The 20,765-nt window shown below is 69.9% G+C and carries 20 protein-coding genes; 13 read left to right on the top strand and 7 right to left on the bottom strand.

Annotation, left to right across the window (positions count from 1 at the left end):
• Positions 1 to 49: 49 nt before the first annotated feature.
• Together DFR72_RS27185 and DFR72_RS27180 are read left to right on the top strand one after the other, a co-directional pair.
• Positions 50 to 2,842, top strand: coding sequence for an nSTAND1 domain-containing NTPase (locus DFR72_RS27185; protein WP_090063347.1), 2,793 nt, complete (start codon positions 50 to 52; stop codon positions 2,840 to 2,842).
• Positions 2,843 to 2,932: 90 nt separating this feature from the next.
• The gene (locus DFR72_RS27180) at positions 2,933 to 3,112 is read left to right on the top strand and encodes a hypothetical protein (protein ID WP_090063345.1); all 180 of its coding nucleotides are present in this window, start codon (positions 2,933 to 2,935) and stop codon (positions 3,110 to 3,112) included.
• Here DFR72_RS27180 and DFR72_RS27175 read toward each other — a convergent pair.
• Together DFR72_RS27175 and kstR are read right to left on the bottom strand one after the other, a co-directional pair.
• Positions 3,084 to 3,485 carry a hypothetical protein gene (locus DFR72_RS27175; RefSeq protein ID WP_090063342.1) on the bottom strand — a complete coding sequence of 134 codons (402 nt, stop codon included), beginning with the start codon at positions 3,483 to 3,485 and terminating at the stop codon, positions 3,084 to 3,086. The two genes, DFR72_RS27180 and DFR72_RS27175, sit on opposite strands and share 29 nt — an antisense overlap.
• A gap of 76 nt (positions 3,486 to 3,561) precedes the next feature.
• The gene (gene kstR / locus DFR72_RS27170; RefSeq protein WP_245983567.1) at positions 3,562 to 4,137 is read right to left on the bottom strand and encodes a cholesterol catabolism transcriptional regulator KstR; all 576 of its coding nucleotides are present in this window, start codon (positions 4,135 to 4,137) and stop codon (positions 3,562 to 3,564) included.
• 159 nt (positions 4,138 to 4,296) lie between these two features.
• On the opposite strand from kstR, the gene DFR72_RS27165 reads away from it, so the two are divergent.
• From DFR72_RS27165 to DFR72_RS27140, 6 genes are read left to right on the top strand one after another with little or no spacing between them, the layout of a single operon-like run.
• Positions 4,297 to 6,198, top strand: a complete 1,902-nt coding sequence (locus DFR72_RS27165) for an acyl-CoA dehydrogenase family protein (protein ID WP_090063341.1) — start codon at positions 4,297 to 4,299, stop codon at positions 6,196 to 6,198.
• Positions 6,198 to 7,160, top strand: coding sequence for an acyl-CoA dehydrogenase family protein (locus tag DFR72_RS27160; protein WP_090063339.1), 963 nt, complete (start codon positions 6,198 to 6,200; stop codon positions 7,158 to 7,160). The genes DFR72_RS27165 and DFR72_RS27160 overlap by 1 nt, the downstream gene beginning before the upstream one ends.
• The gene (locus DFR72_RS27155) at positions 7,150 to 8,277 is read left to right on the top strand and encodes an acyl-CoA dehydrogenase family protein (protein WP_090063337.1); all 1,128 of its coding nucleotides are present in this window, start codon (positions 7,150 to 7,152) and stop codon (positions 8,275 to 8,277) included. Before DFR72_RS27160 ends, DFR72_RS27155 begins: the two co-directional genes overlap by 11 nt.
• Positions 8,277 to 9,161 carry a bifunctional MaoC family dehydratase N-terminal/OB-fold nucleic acid binding domain-containing protein gene (locus DFR72_RS27150; RefSeq protein ID WP_090063620.1) on the top strand — a complete coding sequence of 295 codons (885 nt, stop codon included), beginning with the start codon at positions 8,277 to 8,279 and terminating at the stop codon, positions 9,159 to 9,161. Before DFR72_RS27155 ends, DFR72_RS27150 begins: the two co-directional genes overlap by 1 nt.
• Positions 9,148 to 9,531, top strand: a complete 384-nt coding sequence (locus DFR72_RS27145; RefSeq protein ID WP_090063336.1) for a MaoC family dehydratase — start codon at positions 9,148 to 9,150, stop codon at positions 9,529 to 9,531. Before DFR72_RS27150 ends, DFR72_RS27145 begins: the two co-directional genes overlap by 14 nt.
• Positions 9,528 to 10,670: a lipid-transfer protein gene (locus DFR72_RS27140; RefSeq protein ID WP_090063335.1), complete on the top strand. Its 1,143-nt coding sequence runs from the start codon at positions 9,528 to 9,530 to the stop codon at positions 10,668 to 10,670. Before DFR72_RS27145 ends, DFR72_RS27140 begins: the two co-directional genes overlap by 4 nt.
• On the opposite strand, the gene DFR72_RS27135 is transcribed toward DFR72_RS27140, so the two are convergent.
• Genes DFR72_RS27135 through DFR72_RS27115 form a run of 5 tightly spaced genes read right to left on the bottom strand, consistent with a single transcriptional unit; the run spans position 10,650 to position 15,386 of the window.
• On the bottom strand, positions 10,650 to 11,483 hold the full coding sequence (locus DFR72_RS27135) for a MaoC/PaaZ C-terminal domain-containing protein (RefSeq protein WP_090063333.1): 834 nt from the start codon (positions 11,481 to 11,483) through the stop codon (positions 10,650 to 10,652). The genes DFR72_RS27140 and DFR72_RS27135 overlap by 21 nt on opposite strands.
• A gap of 10 nt (positions 11,484 to 11,493) precedes the next feature.
• On the bottom strand, positions 11,494 to 12,462 hold the full coding sequence (locus DFR72_RS27130; protein ID WP_090063331.1) for a ferredoxin--NADP reductase: 969 nt from the start codon (positions 12,460 to 12,462) through the stop codon (positions 11,494 to 11,496).
• Positions 12,455 to 12,694 carry a hypothetical protein gene (locus DFR72_RS27125; RefSeq protein ID WP_030481678.1) on the bottom strand — a complete coding sequence of 80 codons (240 nt, stop codon included), beginning with the start codon at positions 12,692 to 12,694 and terminating at the stop codon, positions 12,455 to 12,457. The genes DFR72_RS27130 and DFR72_RS27125 overlap by 8 nt, the downstream gene beginning before the upstream one ends.
• A complete protein-coding gene (locus DFR72_RS27120; RefSeq protein ID WP_090063329.1) occupies positions 12,691 to 13,818 on the bottom strand; it encodes a 3-ketosteroid-9-alpha-monooxygenase, oxygenase component in 1,128 nt (375 codons plus the stop codon). The genes DFR72_RS27125 and DFR72_RS27120 overlap by 4 nt, the downstream gene beginning before the upstream one ends.
• A complete protein-coding gene (locus DFR72_RS27115; RefSeq protein WP_090063327.1) occupies positions 13,815 to 15,386 on the bottom strand; it encodes an FAD-dependent oxidoreductase in 1,572 nt (523 codons plus the stop codon). The genes DFR72_RS27120 and DFR72_RS27115 overlap by 4 nt, the downstream gene beginning before the upstream one ends.
• Before the next feature lie 114 nt (positions 15,387 to 15,500).
• On the opposite strand from DFR72_RS27115, the gene DFR72_RS27110 reads away from it, so the two are divergent.
• Genes DFR72_RS27110 through hsaA form a run of 5 tightly spaced genes read left to right on the top strand, consistent with a single transcriptional unit; the run spans position 15,501 to position 20,761 of the window.
• Positions 15,501 to 16,958, top strand: a complete 1,458-nt coding sequence (locus DFR72_RS27110) for an FAD-binding protein (RefSeq protein ID WP_090063325.1) — start codon at positions 15,501 to 15,503, stop codon at positions 16,956 to 16,958.
• Positions 16,952 to 17,722 carry a 2-keto-4-pentenoate hydratase gene (locus tag DFR72_RS27105; RefSeq protein WP_090063324.1) on the top strand — a complete coding sequence of 257 codons (771 nt, stop codon included), beginning with the start codon at positions 16,952 to 16,954 and terminating at the stop codon, positions 17,720 to 17,722. The genes DFR72_RS27110 and DFR72_RS27105 overlap by 7 nt, the downstream gene beginning before the upstream one ends.
• A gap of 9 nt (positions 17,723 to 17,731) precedes the next feature.
• Positions 17,732 to 18,622, top strand: a complete 891-nt coding sequence (locus DFR72_RS27100; protein ID WP_090063322.1) for an acetaldehyde dehydrogenase (acetylating) — start codon at positions 17,732 to 17,734, stop codon at positions 18,620 to 18,622.
• Positions 18,576 to 19,598: a 4-hydroxy-2-oxovalerate aldolase gene (gene dmpG / locus DFR72_RS27095; RefSeq protein WP_090063320.1), complete on the top strand. Its 1,023-nt coding sequence runs from the start codon at positions 18,576 to 18,578 to the stop codon at positions 19,596 to 19,598. The genes DFR72_RS27100 and dmpG overlap by 47 nt, the downstream gene beginning before the upstream one ends.
• Positions 19,595 to 20,761, top strand: a complete 1,167-nt coding sequence (gene hsaA / locus DFR72_RS27090; RefSeq protein WP_090063319.1) for a 3-hydroxy-9,10-secoandrosta-1,3,5(10)-triene-9,17-dione monooxygenase oxygenase subunit — start codon at positions 19,595 to 19,597, stop codon at positions 20,759 to 20,761. The genes dmpG and hsaA overlap by 4 nt, the downstream gene beginning before the upstream one ends.
• Positions 20,762 to 20,765: the final 4 nt, after the last annotated feature.

The raw sequence follows: 20,765 nt of genomic DNA, 5'->3' as shown, positions 1-20,765 counted from the left end.
GACAAGTATTTCCGGACAATCGGCGCCGTTCACCTCTTGAAGGAGTGCGGTGCCGCGCCGGGAAAGTCCGCTGGAACGTGATGGGTCCGCTCTCGTCGACTTCGCGGTCGACTTGCGGTTGCTCAGAGACAAGGCGAACGCCCCGACCTATCGGGAACTGGCCCGGCTGACGCACTACTCGGCATCGGCCCTGTCGGACGCGGCCGGCGGGAAGAGGCTGCCCAGCCTCGCGGTCACGCGCGCGTTCGTGCAGGCCTGCGGCGGTGACGAGGGTGAATGGGAGCAGCGCTGGCACTCGCTGGCGGCCGAGGAGCGGAAAGCCACTCCCGAGCTCTGCGAGGAGAGCGGAGAACCGCCGTACCGCGGTCTGCCGGCCTACGGGGTCGCGGACGCGGATCGCTTCTTCGGACGCGAGAAGCTGGTGGCAGACCTGGAACTCCGGTTGGCGAGGAACCGGTTCCTCGCTGTGTTCGGCCCGTCCGGATCGGGCAAGTCGTCGGTGTTGCGCGCAGGCCTGGTTCCCCGGCTGCCCGGCCTCGTCCTGCTCTTCACGCCGGGAGCGCACCCCCTCGAAGAGCTGGCCGTGCAGCTGGCCCGCGCCGCGGGCCTGAGCGCGCCGTCCGTCCACGGTGATCTCGTCGCCCGCCCGGACGACGTGGCGTTGCTCGTGCGGCAGCTCGACGGTGAACCGGTGCTGGTCGTCGACCAGTTCGAGGAGGTCTTCACCCTGTGCCAGGACCAGGAGGAGCGGGAACGGTTCCTCACCGTGCTCCTGGCCGCCCGGACGAGCGCCCGTGTGCTGATCGGCGTGCGAGCCGACTTCTACGCCCGCTGCGGCGTCCACGCCGGACTGGTCGAGGCCATGCAGGACGCGATGGTCACGGTCGGCCCGATGACACCGGACGAACTGCGGCGCTGCATCGTCCAGCCCGCCCGCGCCGCGCAGTGCACGGTCGACAACGCCCTGGTCGCCACGCTCATCAGCGAGGTGCACGGCCACGCGGGCATGCTGCCGCTGCTGTCCCACGCGCTGCTGGAGACGTGGCGCCGTCGTCAGGGCAACGCGCTGACCACGGCCGCCTTCCAGAACGCCGGCGGCCTTCAGGGCGCTCTCGCGCAGAGCGCCGACGCGGTGTTCGACCGGTTCGACGAGGAGGAGCAGGAGATCGCCAGGGCGTTGTTCCTGCGGCTGTCCGCCCTCGGCGACGGCACCGAGGACACCAAACGCCGCGTCACCATGGCCGAGATCGACGACGCCGCCGCCACGACCAGCGTCCTGGAAAGCCTGACCGCGGCCCGGCTGCTGACCCGCACCCGTGAAGGCGTCGAGATCACGCACGAGGCGTTGATCCGCTCGTGGCCCCGGCTGCGCGACTGGCTGGCGCACGACCGTGACGGCCAACGGCTGCATCGCGAACTGACGGACGCGGCGGCGACGTGGGAACGGCACGGGCGCGATCGAGGTTCGCTGCTGCGCGGAGCACGACTCGAAGTGCTGGCGGACTGGTCGTGGGAGACGAAGCCGCCGCTCAACACCACCGAGCAGACGTTCCTCGACGAGAGCGTCGACGCTGACGCGGAGGAATACGCGCGCACGCAGCGCTCAGCTCGGCGGTCGCGCACGTTCCTGCTGCTCCAAGGAGCTTTGGCGCTGTTGATCGTGGTGTTGCTGGGCATGCTCACCTTCAGGAGCTACTCCGACGAACGCGCGGGGACCGTGTCGCGGGCGAACGCGGCCGCGATGGAGGCCATGCAGCTCACCGGAACCAGTCCTGAGCTGGCCGCGCACGTAGCACTCGCCGGGTACCAGCTGGACAGGTCGCCGACGACGCGGGACGCGTTGGTCCAGGCGACGGCGATGGCGACCGGAGGTGTCGTCGGCGAGGAGGGCGAGACGGTCGCCGTGCTCCCAGGCCCGGCTTTTCTCCGGCAGGACATGACTTCGGGCGTCGTGTCCGCCGTGTTCACGAACCAGGCGGCGGACACCACGCGGGTGCCAGGCCTGTCGGAACCGCTGCGCGGCGGCGCCCAGGCGAGCGCGGACCTGGATCGCAGGTTCTACGCGACCGTCGACCGCGAGCAGGTCGTGCGGCTGTGGTCGTCCGGCGGGGAGCTCGCGACGCTGCCGGGACGTTTCTCCAGCACCGAGTTCGGCGAGGACAGGACGACACTGCTGACCTCGGGTGACACGTCGACCTCGTTGTGGAGCCTGACGGATCCCCGTGCGCCGCGGCTTCTGGGCACGTTGCCGGGTGGTCGCGGCACTCTGTCCACTTCGGACCTGCTGGTCACGGTCGAAGGCGCGGTGATCCACGTCTGGGACAGGGCGAATCTCTCGGTGCCGCGGCTGGACATCACGCATCCCGGTGGGGCACCGACCAGCTTCGGGAAGCTTTCCGGCACTCCCGGTCTTCTCCTGACGGGCGGGGCCACCGGCGAGGTGAGGGTCTGGAGCCTCAGCGACGGCACAGAACGGAAGGTCGTCGCCGCGCACACCGGTCCCGTCACGGCCATCGCCGGCGGCGGGCAGCGCAGGTGGGCCAGCACGGGCGACGACGGGCGCATCGTCGTGTGGGACCTGTTCGACAAGACCGCCGAGTACACCGGCGGCAAGGTCGTGAAGATGGAGTTCCGCGACCTGACGTTGCTCACCGTGGGCGAGAGCACCCTGCTGAGGCAGTGGAACTTCGATCCGCAGCGTGCGGCCCAGCTCGTGTGCGACGGCGCCGTCGGTCTCCGGGCCTCCCGGGAGCAGTGGAACGAGTACTTCGACGGTTGGCCGCACCTGACGTCGCCGTGCCCGGGCAACCTCGTCCTGTCCACGACGACCGCGCGCAACTGAGCCCGGGTTTGAGGTGGACCGCGACCGGCCGATCCGGAGGGGGATCGCCGGTGCCTGGGGGTGCCGGCGCGGGGGAAAGGGGCGGTTCTCGTGTCGCGAGGCGGAGAACAGGCGCTGATCGTGGTCGGTCTGATCGTGCTCGGGCTCGTGGTGGGTGTCACCATGGGCGTGCTCGGGATCGAAGAGCCGTGGACCTACGTCGTCATAGCGGTCGTCACGATCATCGTGGTGCCGCCGGTGATCAGGTACCGGTCACGGAGTCGCAGCTGACCGTCTCACCAGGCTGCCCGGTCGCCGACGTGAGCTCCTCCACCCCGTCCAGCAGGATGCGGCACGTCAGCACCTGGCGGGCCTTGGGCGTGGCGGAGACCTGGGCCCTCTCGCCGGCGTTGATCACGACCTCGAACGTCCACGGCAGCGGCTTCTCGGTGGTGACGAGCCGCGGTGTCTCCTTGCGGTAGCGCGTGGCCGACTCCGAGTACGTCACCTCCACGAGCGTCTCGGCGGGCTGCGCCGAGACCTCGTAGGTGATGGCCCAGGCCTTGCCGGTCAGCGTCGTCCAGCCGCCGTGGTGGTGCACCAGCAGCACGGTTCCGCCGCCCACCAAGGCGAGCACGGCGAGGACGACCACGAGCGTCTTCATAGGACAGACGGTAGTGGTGGCCGCGTGCGCCGGCATCGTTCGGCGGTGTGACCCCAGGGTCATCCCGCGGGACGACTCACTTCAGCAGCAGGCGGACCGTGAGTTCGAGGCGGTTCGCGACGTCCGTCGCGGTGGCGCGGCGGGTGACCCAGGCGACCAGGTTCGACAGCCACACGTCGCCGATCACTCGGGCGATGGCCTTCTGCTCCTCGGTCGGCGCGTCATCGCTCATCGCCTTGGTGAACATGCTCTCCATGAGCAGCGAGACCCGGTCGATCTCGGCGCCCGCGGAGGCGTCCGCGAAGGTGAACGCGCGTGTCATCGCCTCGGTGAGGTGCGGGTTGCGCTGCAGGCCCCTGGTGATGCGGCCGAGCACGAACAGCACGCGCTCGTACGGCGAATCGCCGGGAACGGTGGTGCGGTCCATCTTCTCCTGGGCGCGTTCGAGCTCCACCGCGAGGCTCGACACGAGCAGGTGGACCTTGGAGGGGAAGTAGCGGTACAACGTGCCCAGCGCGACGTCTGCCCGGTCGGCCACCGCGCGCATCTGGACGGCGTCGAACCCGCCCTTGGACGCCAGCGCGATGGTCGCGTCGACGATCCGCTTGCGACGCTCGCGCTGGGCCGCCGAGCTGAGCTCGTCGCCCGCCATGAGCGCGTCCGTGCGCGACTTCGAAGGTGACACGGAGATGATCCTCCTGGAACGTGTTGCAGCTGCGTTCGCATCATACTCGATCGGTTTGGCGGCCATGATCTGTTGCCGGAAATAGAACACGTTCTATAAACTTCTTCACGTACTGGAGGAGGCCGCATGCCGATCGCCACGACCGGGGAACAACGCGCCCTGCGCGACAGCGTGGACGCCGCCAAGGGTGAGTGGGCAGATCTCGTCGAGGTCGGGTTCTTCGAGGTGACGAGGGAGGGCGGCACGGTCGCCGATCTCGCGGTGATGCTGGAGCGGGCGGCCGAGAACCTGGTGCCGGGGCCGTTGCTGCCCACGGCGCTGGTGTCGGTGCTGTTCCCGGACTTCGAGGGGGTCGCCGGGTTCGGGTTCTCGTCGCACCACGTGGTCGGTGCCGCCGAAGCGACGCACCTGTTGCTCAAAACGGACAACTGGATGCTCGTGCCCGCCGCGCAGGCGACCGTCACCCCGCTGGAAGCCGTGGACCACTCACGTTCGCTCGGGTCGGTGGTGGTCGGCGAGCCGGGTGAGGCGGTGGCCGACCCGACGGATCTCGCGGTGACGCTGATGGCCGCCGAGGCGAGCGGAGTCGCCGCGTGGTGCCTGAACACCGCTGTGGAGCACGCGAAGCAACGCCGGCAGTTCGGGCGTGTCATCGGGTCGTTCCAGGCGGTGAAGCACCTCTGCGTGGAGATGCTGTGCCGCGCGGAGCAGGCGTCGTCGGTCGCCTGGGACGCCGCCCGGTCGGTCGGCGACGACGAGCACCCGCTGGCGGCCGCGGTGGCGGGTGCCGTCGCGTTCGACGCGGCGGTCCGCAACGCCAAGGACTGCATCCAGGTGCTGGGCGGCATCGGGTTCACCTGGGAGCACGACGCGCACCGCTACCTCCGCCGGGCGTTGGCGCTGCAGCAGCTCGCGGGCGGTGTGGCTTTCTGGCGCCGGCGTGTCGCCGCGCTGGCGCTGGCCGGGGCACGGCGGTCGCTCACCGTCCAGGTCGAGCCGGATCCCGAAGCGCGGAAGTTCGCGGAGGAGATCGCCGGACTCGACGCCGCCGCTCAACGGGAACGGCTGGCGGCCAGCGGGTTCCTCGTGCCCCACTGGCCCAGGCCGTACGGGCAGGACGCCGACCAGGCCAGGCAGATGGTGATCGACAGCGAGTTCGCCCGCGCCGGGGTGCGCAGGCCGGACCTGGTCATCGGCGGCTGGGCGGGGCCGACGATCCTCCGCCACGGAACGCCCGAGCAGCAGGAACGGTTCGTGCCACCGACGTTGAGCGGCGAGCTGACCTGGTGCCAGCTGTTCAGCGAACCCGAGGCTGGCTCGGACCTGGCGTCGTTGCGCACCAAGGCTCTCAGAACAGACGGCGGCTGGAAGCTCACCGGGCAGAAGGTGTGGACGTCGCTCGCGCACCAGGCCGACTGGGCGATCTGCCTGGCCCGCACGGACTCGAGCGTGCCGAAGCACAAGGGCATCACGTACTTCCTGGTCGACATGCGGTCCGCCGGTGTCGACGTCCGGCCGTTGCGGGAGATCACCGGCGACGCGCGGTTCAACGAGGTCTTCCTCGACGACGTGTTCGTGCCGGACGACTGCGTGGTCGGCGCGGTGAACGACGGCTGGCGGCTCGCCCGCACGACCCTCGCGAACGAACGCGTCGCGATGGGCTCGGCGCTCGGCGAGCCGCTGGAGAACGTCCTGAAGTCCCCGGCCGCTCCTGACCACGCGGAACGGCTGGGTGCCCTGGTGGCGCAGGGTCTGTCGGTGTCGGTGCTGGACCTGCGGGCGAGTCTGCGGGTGCTGAGCGGGCAGGAGCCGGGTGCGGAGAGCAGCGTGCGCAAGCTCGCCGGGGTGCGGCAGCGGCAGGACGTCGCCGAGTTCGCGGTGGAGCTGCTCGGGCCGGGCGGTGCCACGGACAACGAGCTGATGCACGAGTTCCTGCTGTCGCGCTGCCTGAGCATCGCGGGCGGAACGACGCAGGTGCTGATGAACCTGGCAGGCGAGCGAATTCTCGGTCTACCGAGGGAGCCGTGATGGATTTCCAGCTCGACGAGACCCAGCGAGAGATCGCCGCCCTGGCGGCCGACGTGCTGGGCAGGGAGAGCGCCACCCCCTGGAAGGCGTTGGGGGAGGCGGGGCTGCTGGCCCTGGCCGTTCCAGAACGGCTCGGTGGTGACGGGTTCGGCGTGCTGGAGACGGCCGTGCTGCTCACCGAGGTCGGCCGCCGGGCGGTGGACGTGCCGGCGCTGGCCACGCTCGCGCTGGGCGTGCTGCCGATCGTGCGGTACGGAACGCCGGGGCAGCAGGACGCCTTGCTGCCGCTGGTGACCGAACAGCACGGCGTGCTGACGGCGGCACTGAGCGAGCCGTCGCGACCGCTACCAGCCGCACCCGCCACCACGGCAGGTCCGGACGGCATCTCCGGCGTCAAGATCAACGTGCCGTACGCGGCCGAAGCCTCCCGGATCCTCGTCAGCACGGACAACGGCGTCTTCGTCGTGGACCCGGCACAACCCGGCGTGTCCACATCGGACGGGACTGTGCGTCTTGACGGCGCCCGCGGTGAGCTGCTGGAAGGCGCGGCGGAGGGCATCCGCCGGTTCGCGCTGGCCGGAGCCTGCGCGATCGCGGACGGCGTTCTGGCCGGAGCCCTCGACCTCACGGTGAAGCACGTCGGCACCCGCCACCAGTTCGGCAAACCGCTGGCCACCTTCCAGGCCGCCGCGTTGCTGGTCGCGGACGTCTACATCGCCTCGCGCACCCTGCACCTGGCCGCGCTGACCGCCGCGTGGAGCCTTGACGACAACGACCTGGACACGGCTGCCTACTGGCTCGCGGCGGAAACCCTGCCGGCCGTGCACACCTGTCACCACCTGCACGGCGGCCTCGGGCTCGACATCACCTACCCGATGCACCGCTACTACGGCATGGCCAAGGAGCTGACGCGGTTCGTCGGCGGAGTGGAGCACCGCTTGGGAGCCATCGATGTTCATTGACCTCACCGCGGAGCAACGCAAGTTGCGCGACGAGCTCCGCGAGTACTTCGCGACCGTCATGTCCGACGCCGAACGCGAGGCGATGCTCACCGAACGGCACGGCGAGACGTACCGCGAGCTGGTGCGCAGGCTCGGTCGCGACGGCAGGCTCGGCGTCGGCTGGCCGAAGGAGTACGGCGGCCTGGGGTTCGGGCCGGTGGAGCAGCAGATCTTCGTCAACGAGGCGGCCCGCGCGGACGTTCCGCTCCCGTACGTGACGCTGCAGACCGTCGGACCGACGCTGCAGACATACGGAACCCAGGAGCAGAAGGACTTCTTCCTCCCGAAGATACTCAGCGGCGACCTGCACTTCGCCATCGGCTACACCGAGCCGGACGCGGGCACGGACCTGGCCGCGTTGCGCACCAAGGCCGTCCGCGAAGACGACCACTACGTCGTCAACGGGCAGAAGACGTTCACGACCGGCGGTCACGACGCGGACCACGTGTGGCTGGCCTGCCGCACCGGAGCGCCGGACTCGCGGCACAGGGGCATCACGATCCTCATCGTCGACACCACCGACCCCGGCTACTCCTGGACGCCGATCATCACCTGCGACGGCGCCCACCACGTCAACGCCACCTACTACAACGACGTCCGCGTGCCCGAGTCCCGCCGCGTCGGCGAAGAGGACAAGGGCTGGCGGCTGATCACCACCCAGCTCAACCACGAACGCGTGATGCTCGGCCCGTCCGGCCGGCTCGGCGCGCTGGTCGAGCGGGTCCACGGCTGGGCGTCGGAACGTCAGCTCCTCGACGAACCCGACGTGCGCAGGGTGCTGGCCGAGGCACGGGCGGTCCACCGCGTGAACGAGCTGCTGAACTGGCAGGTCGCCGGAGGTGAGGTCGAGGTCGCGGACGCCTCGGCGACCAAGGTGTTCGCCGCCGACCGGACCCAGCACGTCGGCCGGTTGCTGGAGGAGCTGGTAGGACGGCACGGCGCTCCAGCCGAACTGACAAAGTGGCTCGACGTCCAGGCGCGGCGCAACCTCGTGCTGACGTTCGGCGGGGGAGCGCAGGAGATCCAGCGCGAGCTGATCGCGAACATCGGGCTCGGACTACCGCGGGTGGTGCGATGATCGACATCGAGAAGGAGGCCGCGCGCATCGCCGAACAGGGCGAAAGCGCACCGCGGCTGGCACGCGACCCGGTCAACCTGCCGATGATCAACAACTGGCTCGAGGCCCTCGGCGACGAACACCCCGGCTACACCGAGGTCGCGCCGCCCGCGATGGTCCAGGTGTGGACGATGGCCGGGCTGCACGGCCAGCGCACCCTCGACGACCCGCTCGGCGCGATAATGACCATCCTGGACGAGGCCGGCTACACGTCGGTCGTCGCGACGAACAGCGAGCAGACGTACCACCGTTATCTCAAGGTCGGCGAGCACCTGTCGGTGACGACGAGCCTGGAGGACGTGACCGGGCCGAAGAGGACCGGGCTCGGCGAAGGCTGGTTCGTGACGACGCGCAGCACCTGGTGGGTCGGCGACGAGGCCGTCGCCGAGATGCGGTTCCGGGTGCTGAAGTTCAAGCCCGCGCGAAAGCCCGAACCGAAGCAGGAAGCCCCGAAGACGCAGGCGATCCGGCCGTCCGTCAACCGCGACACCGAGTACTTCTGGGAAGGCACCCGGCTGGGCGAGCTGCGGATCCAGCGGTGCGGCGGCTGCGGCCTGCTGCGCCACCCACCAGGCCCGATGTGCCCGGAATGCGGTGCCACCAAACCGAAGTACCTCGTGTCGGAGGGCTACGGCGTGGTCTACAGCTACGTCGTGCACCACCACCCGCAGGTGCCGGGCAAGCAGACCCCGTTCGTCATCGCCCTGGTCGAACTGGACGAGGGCGTGCGGATGCTGGGCGAGCTGGACGGCGAGCCCAGCGTCGGGCAACGAGTCGAGGTCGTGTTCACCAAGGTCGACGACGAGCTGACGATGCCCAGCTGGAGGCCCCGTGCGGATCGGTGATTCCCTGCCCGAGTGGCACGTCGAGGCCACCCCGACGTTCGTGATCAGCACCGCGCTGGCCACCCGCGACTTCCAGGACGTGCACCACGACCGCGACCTGGCGGTCCAGCGCGGCTCGAAGGACATCTTCATCAACATCCTCACCACCACCGGCCTGGTGCAGCGCTACGTCACGGACTGGGCGGGCCCGGAGGCGTTGGTGCGGCAGGTGAACATCAAGCTCGGCGCGCCCTGCTTCGCCTACGACACGCTGAAGTTCTTCGGCCAGGTCGTCGAACGCGAGCAGCAGGACCTGACCATCGAGGTCGTCGGCCGGACCGCGCACGGCGACCACGTCACCGGAACCGTGAAGATCGAGGTGCCCGCGTGAACGCCGCGATCGTCGGCATCGGTGCGACCGACTTCTCGAAGGACTCGGGCCGCAGCGAGCTCCAGCTCGCCGCCGAGGCGGTCAGGGCCGCTCTCGACGACGCCGGACTCGAACCGTCCGATGTGGACGGCCTGGTCAGCTTCACCATGGACACCAACGCCGAGATCGCCGTCGCGCGCGAGCTGGGCATCCCGGAGCTGACGTTCTTCAGCCGCGTGCACTACGGCGGCGGGGCGGCGTGCGCGACGGTCCAGCAGGCCGCGATGGCCGTCGAGACCGGCGCGGCGGAGGTCGTCGTCTGCTACCGGGCGTTCAACGAACGCTCCGGGCACCGGTTCGGGCAGGTCCAGACCGCGGCGGCGGCCAACATCGACAACAGCTGGTCGTACCCGATGGGCCTGGGCACGCCGGCCGCGATGGTCGCCATGTTCGCCCGCCGGTACATGCACGAGTACGGCGCCACCAGCGAGGACTTCGGGCGGATCGCGGTGATCGACCGCAAGCACGCCGCCACGAACCCGCACGCGTGGTTCCACGACCGGCCGATCACCCTGGACGACCACCAGTCGTCCCGCTGGATCGCCGAACCGCTGCGGCTCCTGGACTGCTGCCAGGAGAGCGACGGGGGAGTCGCGCTGGTCGTCACCTCGACCGAACGAGCCCGCGACCTGCCGAACAGGCCCGCGCACGTCAGGGCGGCGACGCAGGGCAGCGGCGTGGACCAGTTCACGATGACCAGCTACTACCGCGACGACCTCACCCGGCTGCCCGAGATGGGTGTCGTTGCGAGAGGGCTGTGGGAGAGGTCGGGCATCGGTCCGTCCGATGTGGACGTCGCCGTGCTCTACGACCACTTCACGCCGTTCGTCCTGGTCCAACTCGAGGAGCTGGGGTTCTGCGGGCGGGGCGAGGCCAAGGACTTCGTCGCGTCCGGTGCGCTCGAACTCGACGGAACGCTCCCGCTCAACCCGCACGGCGGCCAGCTCGGCGAGGCCTACCTGCACGGCATGAACGGCATCGCCGAGGGAGTGCGCCAGATCCGCGGCACCGCGGTGAACCAGGTTTCCGGCGTCGAGCACGTCCTGGTCACCGCCGGCACCGGCGTCCCGACCAGCGGCCTAGTGCTCGGCCAGGGTTAGCACCGCGTCAGCGAGAACGGGACGGTCCCCGGCGGACGTCGTCAGCACCAGCCGCGGACCGTCCCGCCACACCCGCGTGGTCAGCGTCTCGCCGGGGAACACCACGCCCGCGAACTTCGCCCCGAACGACGCCACCTGCTCCGGCCCGTCGAGCACCGCGTCGACCACCGCCCGGCACACCACGCCGTACGTGCACAGCCCGTGCAGGATCGGCGCGTCGAACCCGGCCCGCCGCGCGAAGTCAGGATCGGCGTGCAACGGGTTGCGGTCACCGCAAAGCCGGTACAGGTAGGCCTGTTGCGGCAGGGTCGGTGTCTCGATCACGAAGTCCGGCTCGCGATCAGGCACCTCCACCTCGCCCGACGGTCCCCGGTCGCCGCCGAAACCGCCCTCGCCCCGGGCGAAGATGCTGGACCGGGTCGTGTAGAGCGCGGCGCCGTCCGGCGCCACGGCCGTCGACTCCTGCACGATGACCGCGGCCTTGCCCTTGTCCCACACGTCCGCGATCCGCGTCCGCAGCACGGCCTCGCCCTCGGCGGGCAGCGGCGCGTGCACGGTGATCTCCTGCGTGCCGTGCAGAACCCGGGCCAGGTCGATGTCGACACCGGGGAACGACACGGCGGGCGGCGCGGTCTCGTGGAAGCGCGGCGCCACCACGCCGAACGTCGGCAGCACCCGCAGGCCCTGCTCGTAGACGTAACGGAGCTCGGTCGCCCCCAGCGCCAGGTGGTAGAGCAGCACGTCGGACTCGGTCCAGGAGAACTTGATCTCGGGAAGCTCCGCCCCGACGGCGACGGAAGGATCGATCGGCATCAGGCGCCCCTCACTCGTAGCTGATCTTCACGGTGTCGGTGACCGGAACCGACTGGCACGCCAGCACGATGCCCTCGGCGATGTCCTCGGAGTCGAGCACGTCGTTGTTGAGCATCTTGACCTCGCCCTCGACCAGCCGGCACGCACACGCACTGCACGCACCCTCGCGGCACGAGTACGGTGCGTCGAGTCCCTTCTCCAGCAGCAGGTCGAGCAGCTTCGTCCGGGCGGGCCAGGGAAACCGGTGCCGTTCACCGTCCAGCTCGACCTCGACGACGGCGTCCGGCCGGTCGTCGACCACCGGGACCACGGCCGAGAACGGATCACTGGACAGCGACACGAACTTCTCGACGTGCACGACCGGCGCGTCGTGCAGAGCCTTGCGCGCGGCCTCCATGAACGGACCGGGTCCGCACACGAACGCCTCGTCGCAGTCGCGGACGAACGCCCGTAACCCCGCGACCGAAGGCAGACCCTGCACCGATTCCAGCCAGTGCACCACGGTCAGCCGGTCCGGGTGTTGCCGAGCCAGTTCGGAGAGGTCGCGCGCGAAGATCACCGAAGCCTCGTCCCGGTTGGCGTAGACCAGGAACACCCGCCCCGAGCCCTGGGTCAGCACCGCCCGGACGATCGACATGACCGGTGTGATCCCGCTGCCCGCCGCGAACGCGAGCAACGACCCGTCCAGCGACGAGGGCGTGAACACCCCGGCCGGAGCGAGCACGTCCAGTTCCGTCCCGGCGGCCAGCGACGAGCACATCCAGTGCGACCCGTACCCGTCCGGCGTCCGCTTGACGGTGATCTTCAACGGCTCACCGGGCGCGCTGGACAGGGAATAGCAGCGCGCCACGTCACCGGCCCGCACGGTCAGGAACTGCCCGGGTCTCACCGCGAAGTCCACCCCGGACAGCACGAACGAGCGCGCGTCGGCGGTCTCCTCGATCACGGCGTCGACCCGGAGCCGGTGCACCTCAGCCATCGGCGACCTCCAGCGTTCCCTCGCGCACGGCCTTCTCGATGCTGTCGCGCAACCGCAGGCACGTCGGCACGAGCGCCGCCCGCGCGCCGCACAGCTCAGGGCAGTCACGGGTGTCGGACAGCCACTGCACGCTCGTGTGCTGCGGGCTGTTCTTCTTCACCAGCACCCGGTTCCCGCAGTCGCACCCCACCGGCACCATGCCACCGGCGAGGAACTCGTCGCGCTCGCTCACGTCGCCGACTCCTGGCGCGCGAGGTTCTCCGCGACCTCCTTCTCCCACACCTCGATCGCCCGGCTCGTGTCGACCTCGAACTCGAAGCGCCGCACCATGTCGTCGCTGACGTCCTCGACGTCGACGTAGAACTGCTCGTACCAGCGGCGGAGCTGGTACACCGGCCCGTCCTCCTCGCACAGCAACGGGTTGTCGATGCGCGACTTGTTCTGCCAGATCTCCACGTCCTGCAGGAACCCGACGCCGATGCCGCGCGCGAACTTCCTCGCGATCTTGTCCGCGTGCTCGTCGTCCACCCCGGGCAGCTTCTTCACGATCGCGCCCCACTGGAGCTTGAACGAGGTCGGCGAGATCGGGTAGTGGCAGTTGATCAGCACCGTCTCGATCTCGATGCCCTTGTAGTCGTTCCACAGGTAGTCGATCATGTAGGACGGCCCGTGGTACGCGGCCTCCGACCGGACTTCCACGTCACCGGTGTAGTTCGAGCCCATCGCGACGTCCGGACGGCCGCGCGTCGTCAGGTACTGCGAGGCGACGTGGCCCTCCATCACGTTCTTGAAGTACGTCGGGAACGCGAAGTGGATGTAGAAGAAGTGGGCCATGTCGACGACGTTGTCGATGATCTCGCGGCAGTTCGCGTTGTCGATCACGACCGAGTCCCAGGTCCAGTTGCTCCACTCGTCGCTGAACGCCGACTCGATGCGCGGGATCGTGATGTGCTCGGGCGGCGGGTTGCCCTGCGGGTCGTTCCACACGAAGAGCTGCTTGTTCTCCTCCAGGGTGATCCACGACCGGGTGCGCGCCCTCAACGGAACCCGCTTGGCGTAGGGGATGTCGACGCACTTGCCGTTGCCCGCCCAGCGCCAGTCGTGGAACGGGCAGGCGATGTTGTTGCCCTTGATCGTGCCCTGGGTGAGGTCGCCGCCCATGTGCCGGCAGTACCCGTCCAGGACGTTGATCTTGCCGTCCTCGGTCGCGAACACCACGAGCTTCGTGCCGAAAGCCTCGATGGCGTGGGGTTTGCCGTCGCGGAAGCTGCTCGCGAGGCCCAGGCAGTGCCAGCCGCGCGCGAACCTCGCTGGAGGCGTGCCCGCGTCGATCGTCCGCACGCTGTCCTGCGTCATCGCTCTCCTCCAGAGATGTCGAGGCCGGCGAGGTACCCGAACGTCATCGCCGGTCCGAGGGTGGCTCCCGCGCCCGCGTAGGTGTGGCCCATGACCGAAGCACTGGTGTTGCCCGCCGCGTACAGGCCGTCGATCACCGAACCGTCCTCGCGCAGCACGCGCGCGTGGACGTCGGTGCGCAGGCCGCCCTTGGTGCCGAGGTCACCGGGCACGATCTTGACCGCGTAGAACGGGCCGGTGGTCAGCGGCGCGAGATTGGGGTTCGGCTTGGTGCGCGGATCGCCGTAGTAGCGGTCGTACGCGCTGTCGCCCCGGTGGAAGTCGACGTCCTCGCCGTCCACCGCCAGTGTGTTGAACCGCCGGACGGTCTCGGTCAGCTCCGGCAGGTCGGCTTCCTGGGCGAGCTCCTCCAGGCTGGGCGCGGTGAGCACGGTGTCCTTCCAGCGCCGGGGCAGCGGGCGCCGGGGCGGGATGCCGCAGAACGGGTAGCGCCCGCGGTAGGAGTGGTCGAAGACGAGCCAGGTGTCGCCGGTCATGGCGTTGACCACGTCGATGTAGGGCGCGGCCTCGTTCACGAACCGGCGGCCGGTCTTGTCGACCAGCACGCAGCCGGGCAGGGACCGTTCCGCGAGCAGGAAGAACGGGCCGCGCGGCAGTGGGACCGACGGGCCCCACCAGGCGTCGTCCATCAGTCCTACGGCGGCTCCGGCCCGTTGCCCGGCCTCGATGCCGTCCCCGGTGTTGGCCTTGGCGCCGACCGTCCACTCCGTACCGATGTCCTGGTGCTGCTTGCGCATGCGTTCGTTGTTCTCGAACCCGCCGGACGCCAGCACCACGTGCTTCGCCAGGATCACCTGCTCGCCGACCAGAACTCCGGCCACACGACCGTTCTCGTGGTGCAGGTCGGTCATCGCGGTGTTGAGCCTGACCTCGACGTCGAGCGCTTTGAGCCCGGCACGCAGGCCTGCCGTCAGCGCCTGGCCCATGGTGAGGTGGCGGCCCGGCAGGAACCGGCGCGCGAAGACCTTGGCGGCGGTGAGGATGCCGCGCGGATGCCTGCCGATCAGGGTCAGCCAGCGGTAGTCGGTCTGGGTGATCACGATGCCCGCGGGCGTCGGCACGTACGGCGGCTCGAGGTCCTCGACCTCCTCGCCCAGCAGCGATGCGGTGAACGGCAGCGGTTCGACCGAGCGGCCGCGCGGCTGCCCTCCCGGCGCCTCCGGGTAGTAGTCGGAGTACTCACGCACCCAACGGAACTTCAGCGGCGTGTGAGCGCAGACGAACGCCAGCATGGCCGGTCCGGCGTCCAGGAACGCCTCCCGCAGCTCCTCCGGGACGTCCGGAGCGATGTGCGCGAGGTAGGTGCTGGCCCGCTCCGGGGAGTCGGGCACGCCGTTGGCGGCGACCACGGCGTTGTTCGGCACCCAGATGCCTCCGCCCGACCGCGCGGTCGAGCCGCCGTAGTGCGCGGCCTTCTCGATGATCAGGGTCCGCAGGCCGTTCCGAGCGGTGCAGAGCGCGGCTGTCATGCCCGCCGCGCCGCTGCCGACGACGATCACGTCGTACATCACACCTCCACGGGGCTCAGACTAGAACAGGTTATAGTTCTGAGGCGGTTTGGCGCTATGGTGTAGGAGTTCCAGGCAAGTCGACTCACCAAGAACCTGTTTCTGGAGGGTTGCGTGGAAGTCACCGCTGACGTGGTCGTCATCGGCTTCGGCGCGGCCGGCGCGTGCGCCGCCGTCGAGGCCGCGACGGCCGGTGCGTCCGTGGTGGTGCTGGACCGGTTCACCGGCGGTGGCGCGACCGCGTTGTCCGGCGGCGTCGTCTACGCGGGCGGTGGGACGCGCCAGCAGGTCGAGGCCGGTGTCACCGACTCGGTCGACGCGATGTACTCCTACCTCAGGCACGAGGTCCGGGACGCGGTGTCCCCCGAGACCCTGCGCAGGTTCTGCGAGGACAGCGCGAAGATGCTGGCCTGGCTGGAGGACCAGGGCGTGCCGTTCGACGCGCGCGTGTCGCCGTTCAAGACGTCGTACCCGACCGACGACCACTACCTCTACCTGTCCGGCAGCGAGGACGCCTGGCCCGACCCGGCCCCGCGCGGGCACAGGACCAGGGCGAAAGGCACGTCCGGCAAGCTCTTCTTCACCCGGCTGGCCGAGGCGACCCGGCGCGCGGGCGTGCGGGTCATGCCGCAGACCCGGGCCGTCGAGCTGGTCGTCACGGACGGCCGGGTGACCGGTGTGAAGTGCCGGACCCTCACCGGACTCCCGCGGGTTCTGCACGGGGCGTTGTCCAGGGCGGGCGCGAAGCCGTGGCTCTACTACCCGCCTTTGGGCAAGAGGCTGTTCGGGCTGGCGGCGTGGCTCGAACGGTTCGGCCGGCCGCTGGTGGTCCACGCCGGGCAGGGCGTGGTCATCGCGGCCGGCGGCTTCATCTCCGACCGGGCCCTGGTCCACGAACACGCTCCGGCCTACCGAGGCGGCCTCGCCCTGGGCACGCCCGGTGACGACGGTGGCGGGATCCGGCTCGGCGTCACCGCCGGGGGCAGGACCGCGCGCATGGACAAGATCTCGGTGTGGCGGTTCATCACACCCCCCAGCGCGTTGCAGCGCGGGGTCCTGGTCGACGCGGCCGGGCAGCGGTTCGGCGACGCGACCCTGTACGGCGCCGCCAACGGCACCGCGATCGTCGAACGCGGCGGCAAGGCCTGGCTGCTGATCGACGACGAGATCCTCCAGGTCGCGCGCGCCCAGGTGCGCACCCAGACGGCGCCGTTCCAGCGCTGGCAGGTCCGCTACCTGCTCGGCCGCGGCCTGGTGAGTGCGCCGACGGTCGAGGAAGTCGCCGCGAAGGCCGGAATCGCGCCGCCCGAGCCGTTCGGGTCGCCTCCCTATTCGTTGATCAACGTGTCGGTGCGCGCGGGGTTCGGCTACCCGTGCCCGATGCTCACGCTCGGCGGGCTCGTCGTGGACGAGGACACCGGTCAGGTGCAAGGCGTCGCAGGCCTGTACGCGGCGGGCCGGTCGGCGGTCGGGGTGTGCTCGGAGTCCTACGTCAGCGGCCTCGCGCTCGCCGACTGCGTCTTCTCGGGCCGCCGGGCAGGGCAACACGCAGCGAAGGAGGCCAGGTGCTGACGATCCAGTCCAGGGAGGCTGCCGCCGAGTTGCTGCGCGCGGCCGAACGCGACCGAGTGCCGATCAAACCGCTGGTGGAGCTGTACCCCGAGATCGACGTGGTGGACGCGTACGAGATCCAGCTGCTCAACGTCCGCCACCGCAACCGCGACGTGATCGGCCACAAGGTCGGGCTGTCGTCGCTGGCGATGCAGCAGATGATGGGCGTCGACGAACCCGACTACGGCCACCTGCTCGACGACATGCAACTCGCCGGCACCGCGGACGCGTCGGCGTACCTCTACCCGCGGGTCGAGGTGGAGATCGCGTTCCTGCTGGCCCGCGACCTGCCCGGCGAGGGCTGCACGGTCGAGGACGTCCTGGACGCCACCGAGTTCGTCGCGCCGGCCATCGAGCTGATCGACAGCCGTATCGAGAACTGGCGGATCGGCCTGCAGGACACCATCGCGGACAACGCGTCGTCGGCGGGGTTCATGCTCGGCTCCGAGCGCGTGCGTCCGTCCGAACTGGACATCGGTGCCGTCGCGGCCACGTTGCGGCGCAACGGCGAGCTGGTGGCCGAAGGACGCGGCGACGCCGTGCTGGGCGATCCGGCGATCGCGGTGGCGTGGCTGGCCGCGAAGGTCGCGAGCTTCGGCGTCCGGTTGCTGGCAGGCGACATCGTGCTGCCCGGTTCGTGCACGCGTGCCATCGACGCCCGGCCGGGTGACGAGTTCCGCGCCGAGTTCGCCGGACTCGGTTCTGTCGACCTGAAATTCGAATGAGGTGACTGGGTGAAGGCGGCCATCGTCGGCTCCGGCAACATCGGCACCGACCTGCTGTACAAGCTCCTGCGCTCGCCGGCGCTGGAACCGCGCTGGATGGTGGGCATCGACCCGGCCAGCGAGGGACTCCGGCGCGCGGCCGATCTGGGGCTCGAGGTCTCGGTCGACGGCGCGGAGTGGTTGCTGCGTCAGGACGAGCTGCCGGACATCGTCTTCGAGGCGACGTCCGCGGCGGTGCACAGGGCCAACGCCCCGCGCTACGCCGAGGCGGGCGTCCGGGCGATCGACCTGACACCGGCCGCGGTCGGGCCGTACGTCGTGCCGCCGGTGAACCTCGGCGAGCACCGGGACGCGCCCAACATCAACCTCATCACGTGCGGCGGCCAGGCCACGATCCCCATGGTGCACGCCGTTTCCCGGGTGGTTCCGGTGTCGTACGCGGAGATCGTCGCGAGCGTCGCGTCGGTGTCGGCGGGACCGGGCACGCGGGCCAACATCGACGAGTTCACCCGGACCACCAGCCGGGGCATCGAGGCGATCGGCGGTGCTGGGCGCGGCAAGGCGATCATCGTGCTGAACCCGGCGGACCCGCCGATGATCATGCGCGACACGATCTTCTGCGCGATCGGCGAGGACGCCGATCCGGATCCGATCACGGACTCGATCGCCCGGATGGAGACCGACATCCGTTCGTACGTCCCGGGATTCCGGCTGCTGCGCGAACCGCAGTTCGACGCCGGCCGGGTGGCGATCTTCGTGGAGGTCGCGGGAGCGGGCGACTTCCTGCCGGAGTACGCAGGGAACCTCGACATCATGACGGCCGCCGCGACCAAGGTGGGGGAGGAGATCGCCCGTGCAGCAGCGTCTGAGTCTGCGGTTGACCGACACGTCACTGCGTGACGGCTCGCACCACAAGCGGCACCAGTTCACGGTCGACGACGTGCGCTCGATCGTGGCGGCGCTCGACGGCGCCGGGGTACCGGTGATCGAGGTGACGCACGGCGACGGACTGGGCGGGTCGTCGTTCAACTACGGCTTCAGCCACACGCCCGAGCAGGAACTGATCAAGGTCGCGGTCGAGACGGCCCAGCAGGCCAAGATCGCCGTGCTGATGCTGCCGGGCGTCGGGGTGAAGGACGACATCCTGGTGTCGCAGGACAACGGCGCCTCGATCGTCCGGATCGCCACGCACTGCACCGAGGCCGACGTGTCCGTGCAGCACTTCCAGCTGGCACGCGAACGCGGGCTGGAGACCGTCGGGTTCCTGATGATGGCGCACTCGCAGCCACCGGAGGCGCTGGCTCGCCAGGCTCGCATCATGGCGGACGCGGGGTGTCAGTGCGTCTACGTGGTCGACTCGGCCGGAGCCCTTGTGCTGGAACAGGTTTCGGAGCGAGTCGAAGCACTGGTAGCCGAACTCGGGGATGACGCCCAGGTCGGCTTCCACGGGCACGAGAATCTCGGGCTGAGCGTCGCGAACTCCGTCGCCGCGGCCCGAGCTGGAGCTGTGCAGATCGACGGAAGCGTGCGCGGATTCGGGGCGGGCGCGGGGAACACGCCACTCGAAGCGTTCGTCGGCGTCTGCGACAAGCTCGGTTTCGAGACCGGCGTCGACTTCTTCAAGATCGTGGACGCGGCCGAGGACGTCGTCCGGCCCGTCATGCCCGACGAGTGCCTGCTCGACCGGATGGCGCTGATGATGGGGTACGCGGGCGTGTACTCCAGCTTCCTCAAACACGCTTACACGCAGGCACAACGCTATGGCGTGTCCGGCGCGCAGATCCTCGTCCGCGCGGGCGAGCGCAAGCTCGTCGGCGGGCAAGAGGACCAGCTGATCGACATCGCACTGGAGCTGAGCAGGGAGAAAGTCCGATGAGCCAGGAAATCCTCGGCAAGGTGCGGGAACTGCTGCCGGCGCTCGCCGAACGCGCGGCCGAGGCGGAGGAGCTGCGCAAGGTGCCGCCGGAGTCGGTGAAGGCGTTGCAGGAGACCGGTTTCTTCCGGATGCTGCAACCCGTGCGGTACGGCGGCTTCGAGTCGCATCCGCTCGACTTCTACACCGCGGTCAGGATGATCGGCAGCGCGTGCGGGTCGACGGGCTGGGTCGCGTCCGTGCTGGGCGTGCACCCGTGGCACGTCGGTTTGTTCGACGTTCAAGCGCAGGAAGAGGTGTTCGGCGAGGACCAGGACACCCGGATCTCGTCCTCCTACGCGCCGACAGGCCGTGCGACCGCGGTGGAGGGCGGCTTCCGGTTCAGCGGCAAGTGGAGCTTCTCGTCCGGCTGCGACCACGCGACGTGGGTGCTGCTCGGCGGCCTCGTGATGAACGACGAGGGCAAGCCGGTCGACTTCCGGACGTTCCTGCTGCCGATCGCCGACTACACGATCAACGACGTCTGGGACACGGTCGGCCTGCGCGGCACGGGCAGCAACGACATCGTCGTGGAGGACGTGTTCGTGCCGGAGTACCGGGCGCTGAGCATGTCGCACACCGCGCGGTGCAAGTGCCCTGGGCAGGAGGTCAACCCCGGCCCGCTGTTCCGCATGCCGTACGGGACGATCCACCCGTACGCGATCACCGCGCCGATGATCGGCATGGCGACCGGCGCGTACGACCTGCACGTCACCGCGACCCGCGAGCGCGTCCGGGCCGCCTACCTGGGCGAGAAGTCCGTCGACGACCCGTTCGCCCAGGTGCGGATCGCCACGGCGGCCAGCGACATCGACACCGCGTGGTGGCAGCTGGAGAAGGACATCAACGACGAGTGGGAGCACGCCGTCGCCGGCACGAAGATCCCGATCGAGATGCGGCTGCGGGCCCGCCGCGACCAGGTGCTCGGCAGCGCGCGGGCGATCTCCGCGATCGACCGGCTCTTCGAGAGCGCGGGCGGCAAGGCCATCAACGCCGGCCTGCCGTTGCCCCGGTTCTGGCGCGACGCGCACGCCGCACGCGTGCACGCGGCCAACGACCCGGAGCGCGTGCTCGTGCTGTACGGCAAGAACGAGCTCGGCATCCAGGTCCGCGACGGCTTGTTCTGAGGGG

Origin of the sequence: Lentzea flaviverrucosa (genome assembly GCF_003350445.1) — a bacterium.
Taxonomy (GTDB): domain Bacteria; phylum Actinomycetota; class Actinomycetes; order Mycobacteriales; family Pseudonocardiaceae; genus Lentzea; species Lentzea californiensis.
The sequence above is the reverse complement of the archived record's forward strand: the minus strand, read 5'-3'. Positions and strand labels throughout refer to the sequence as shown.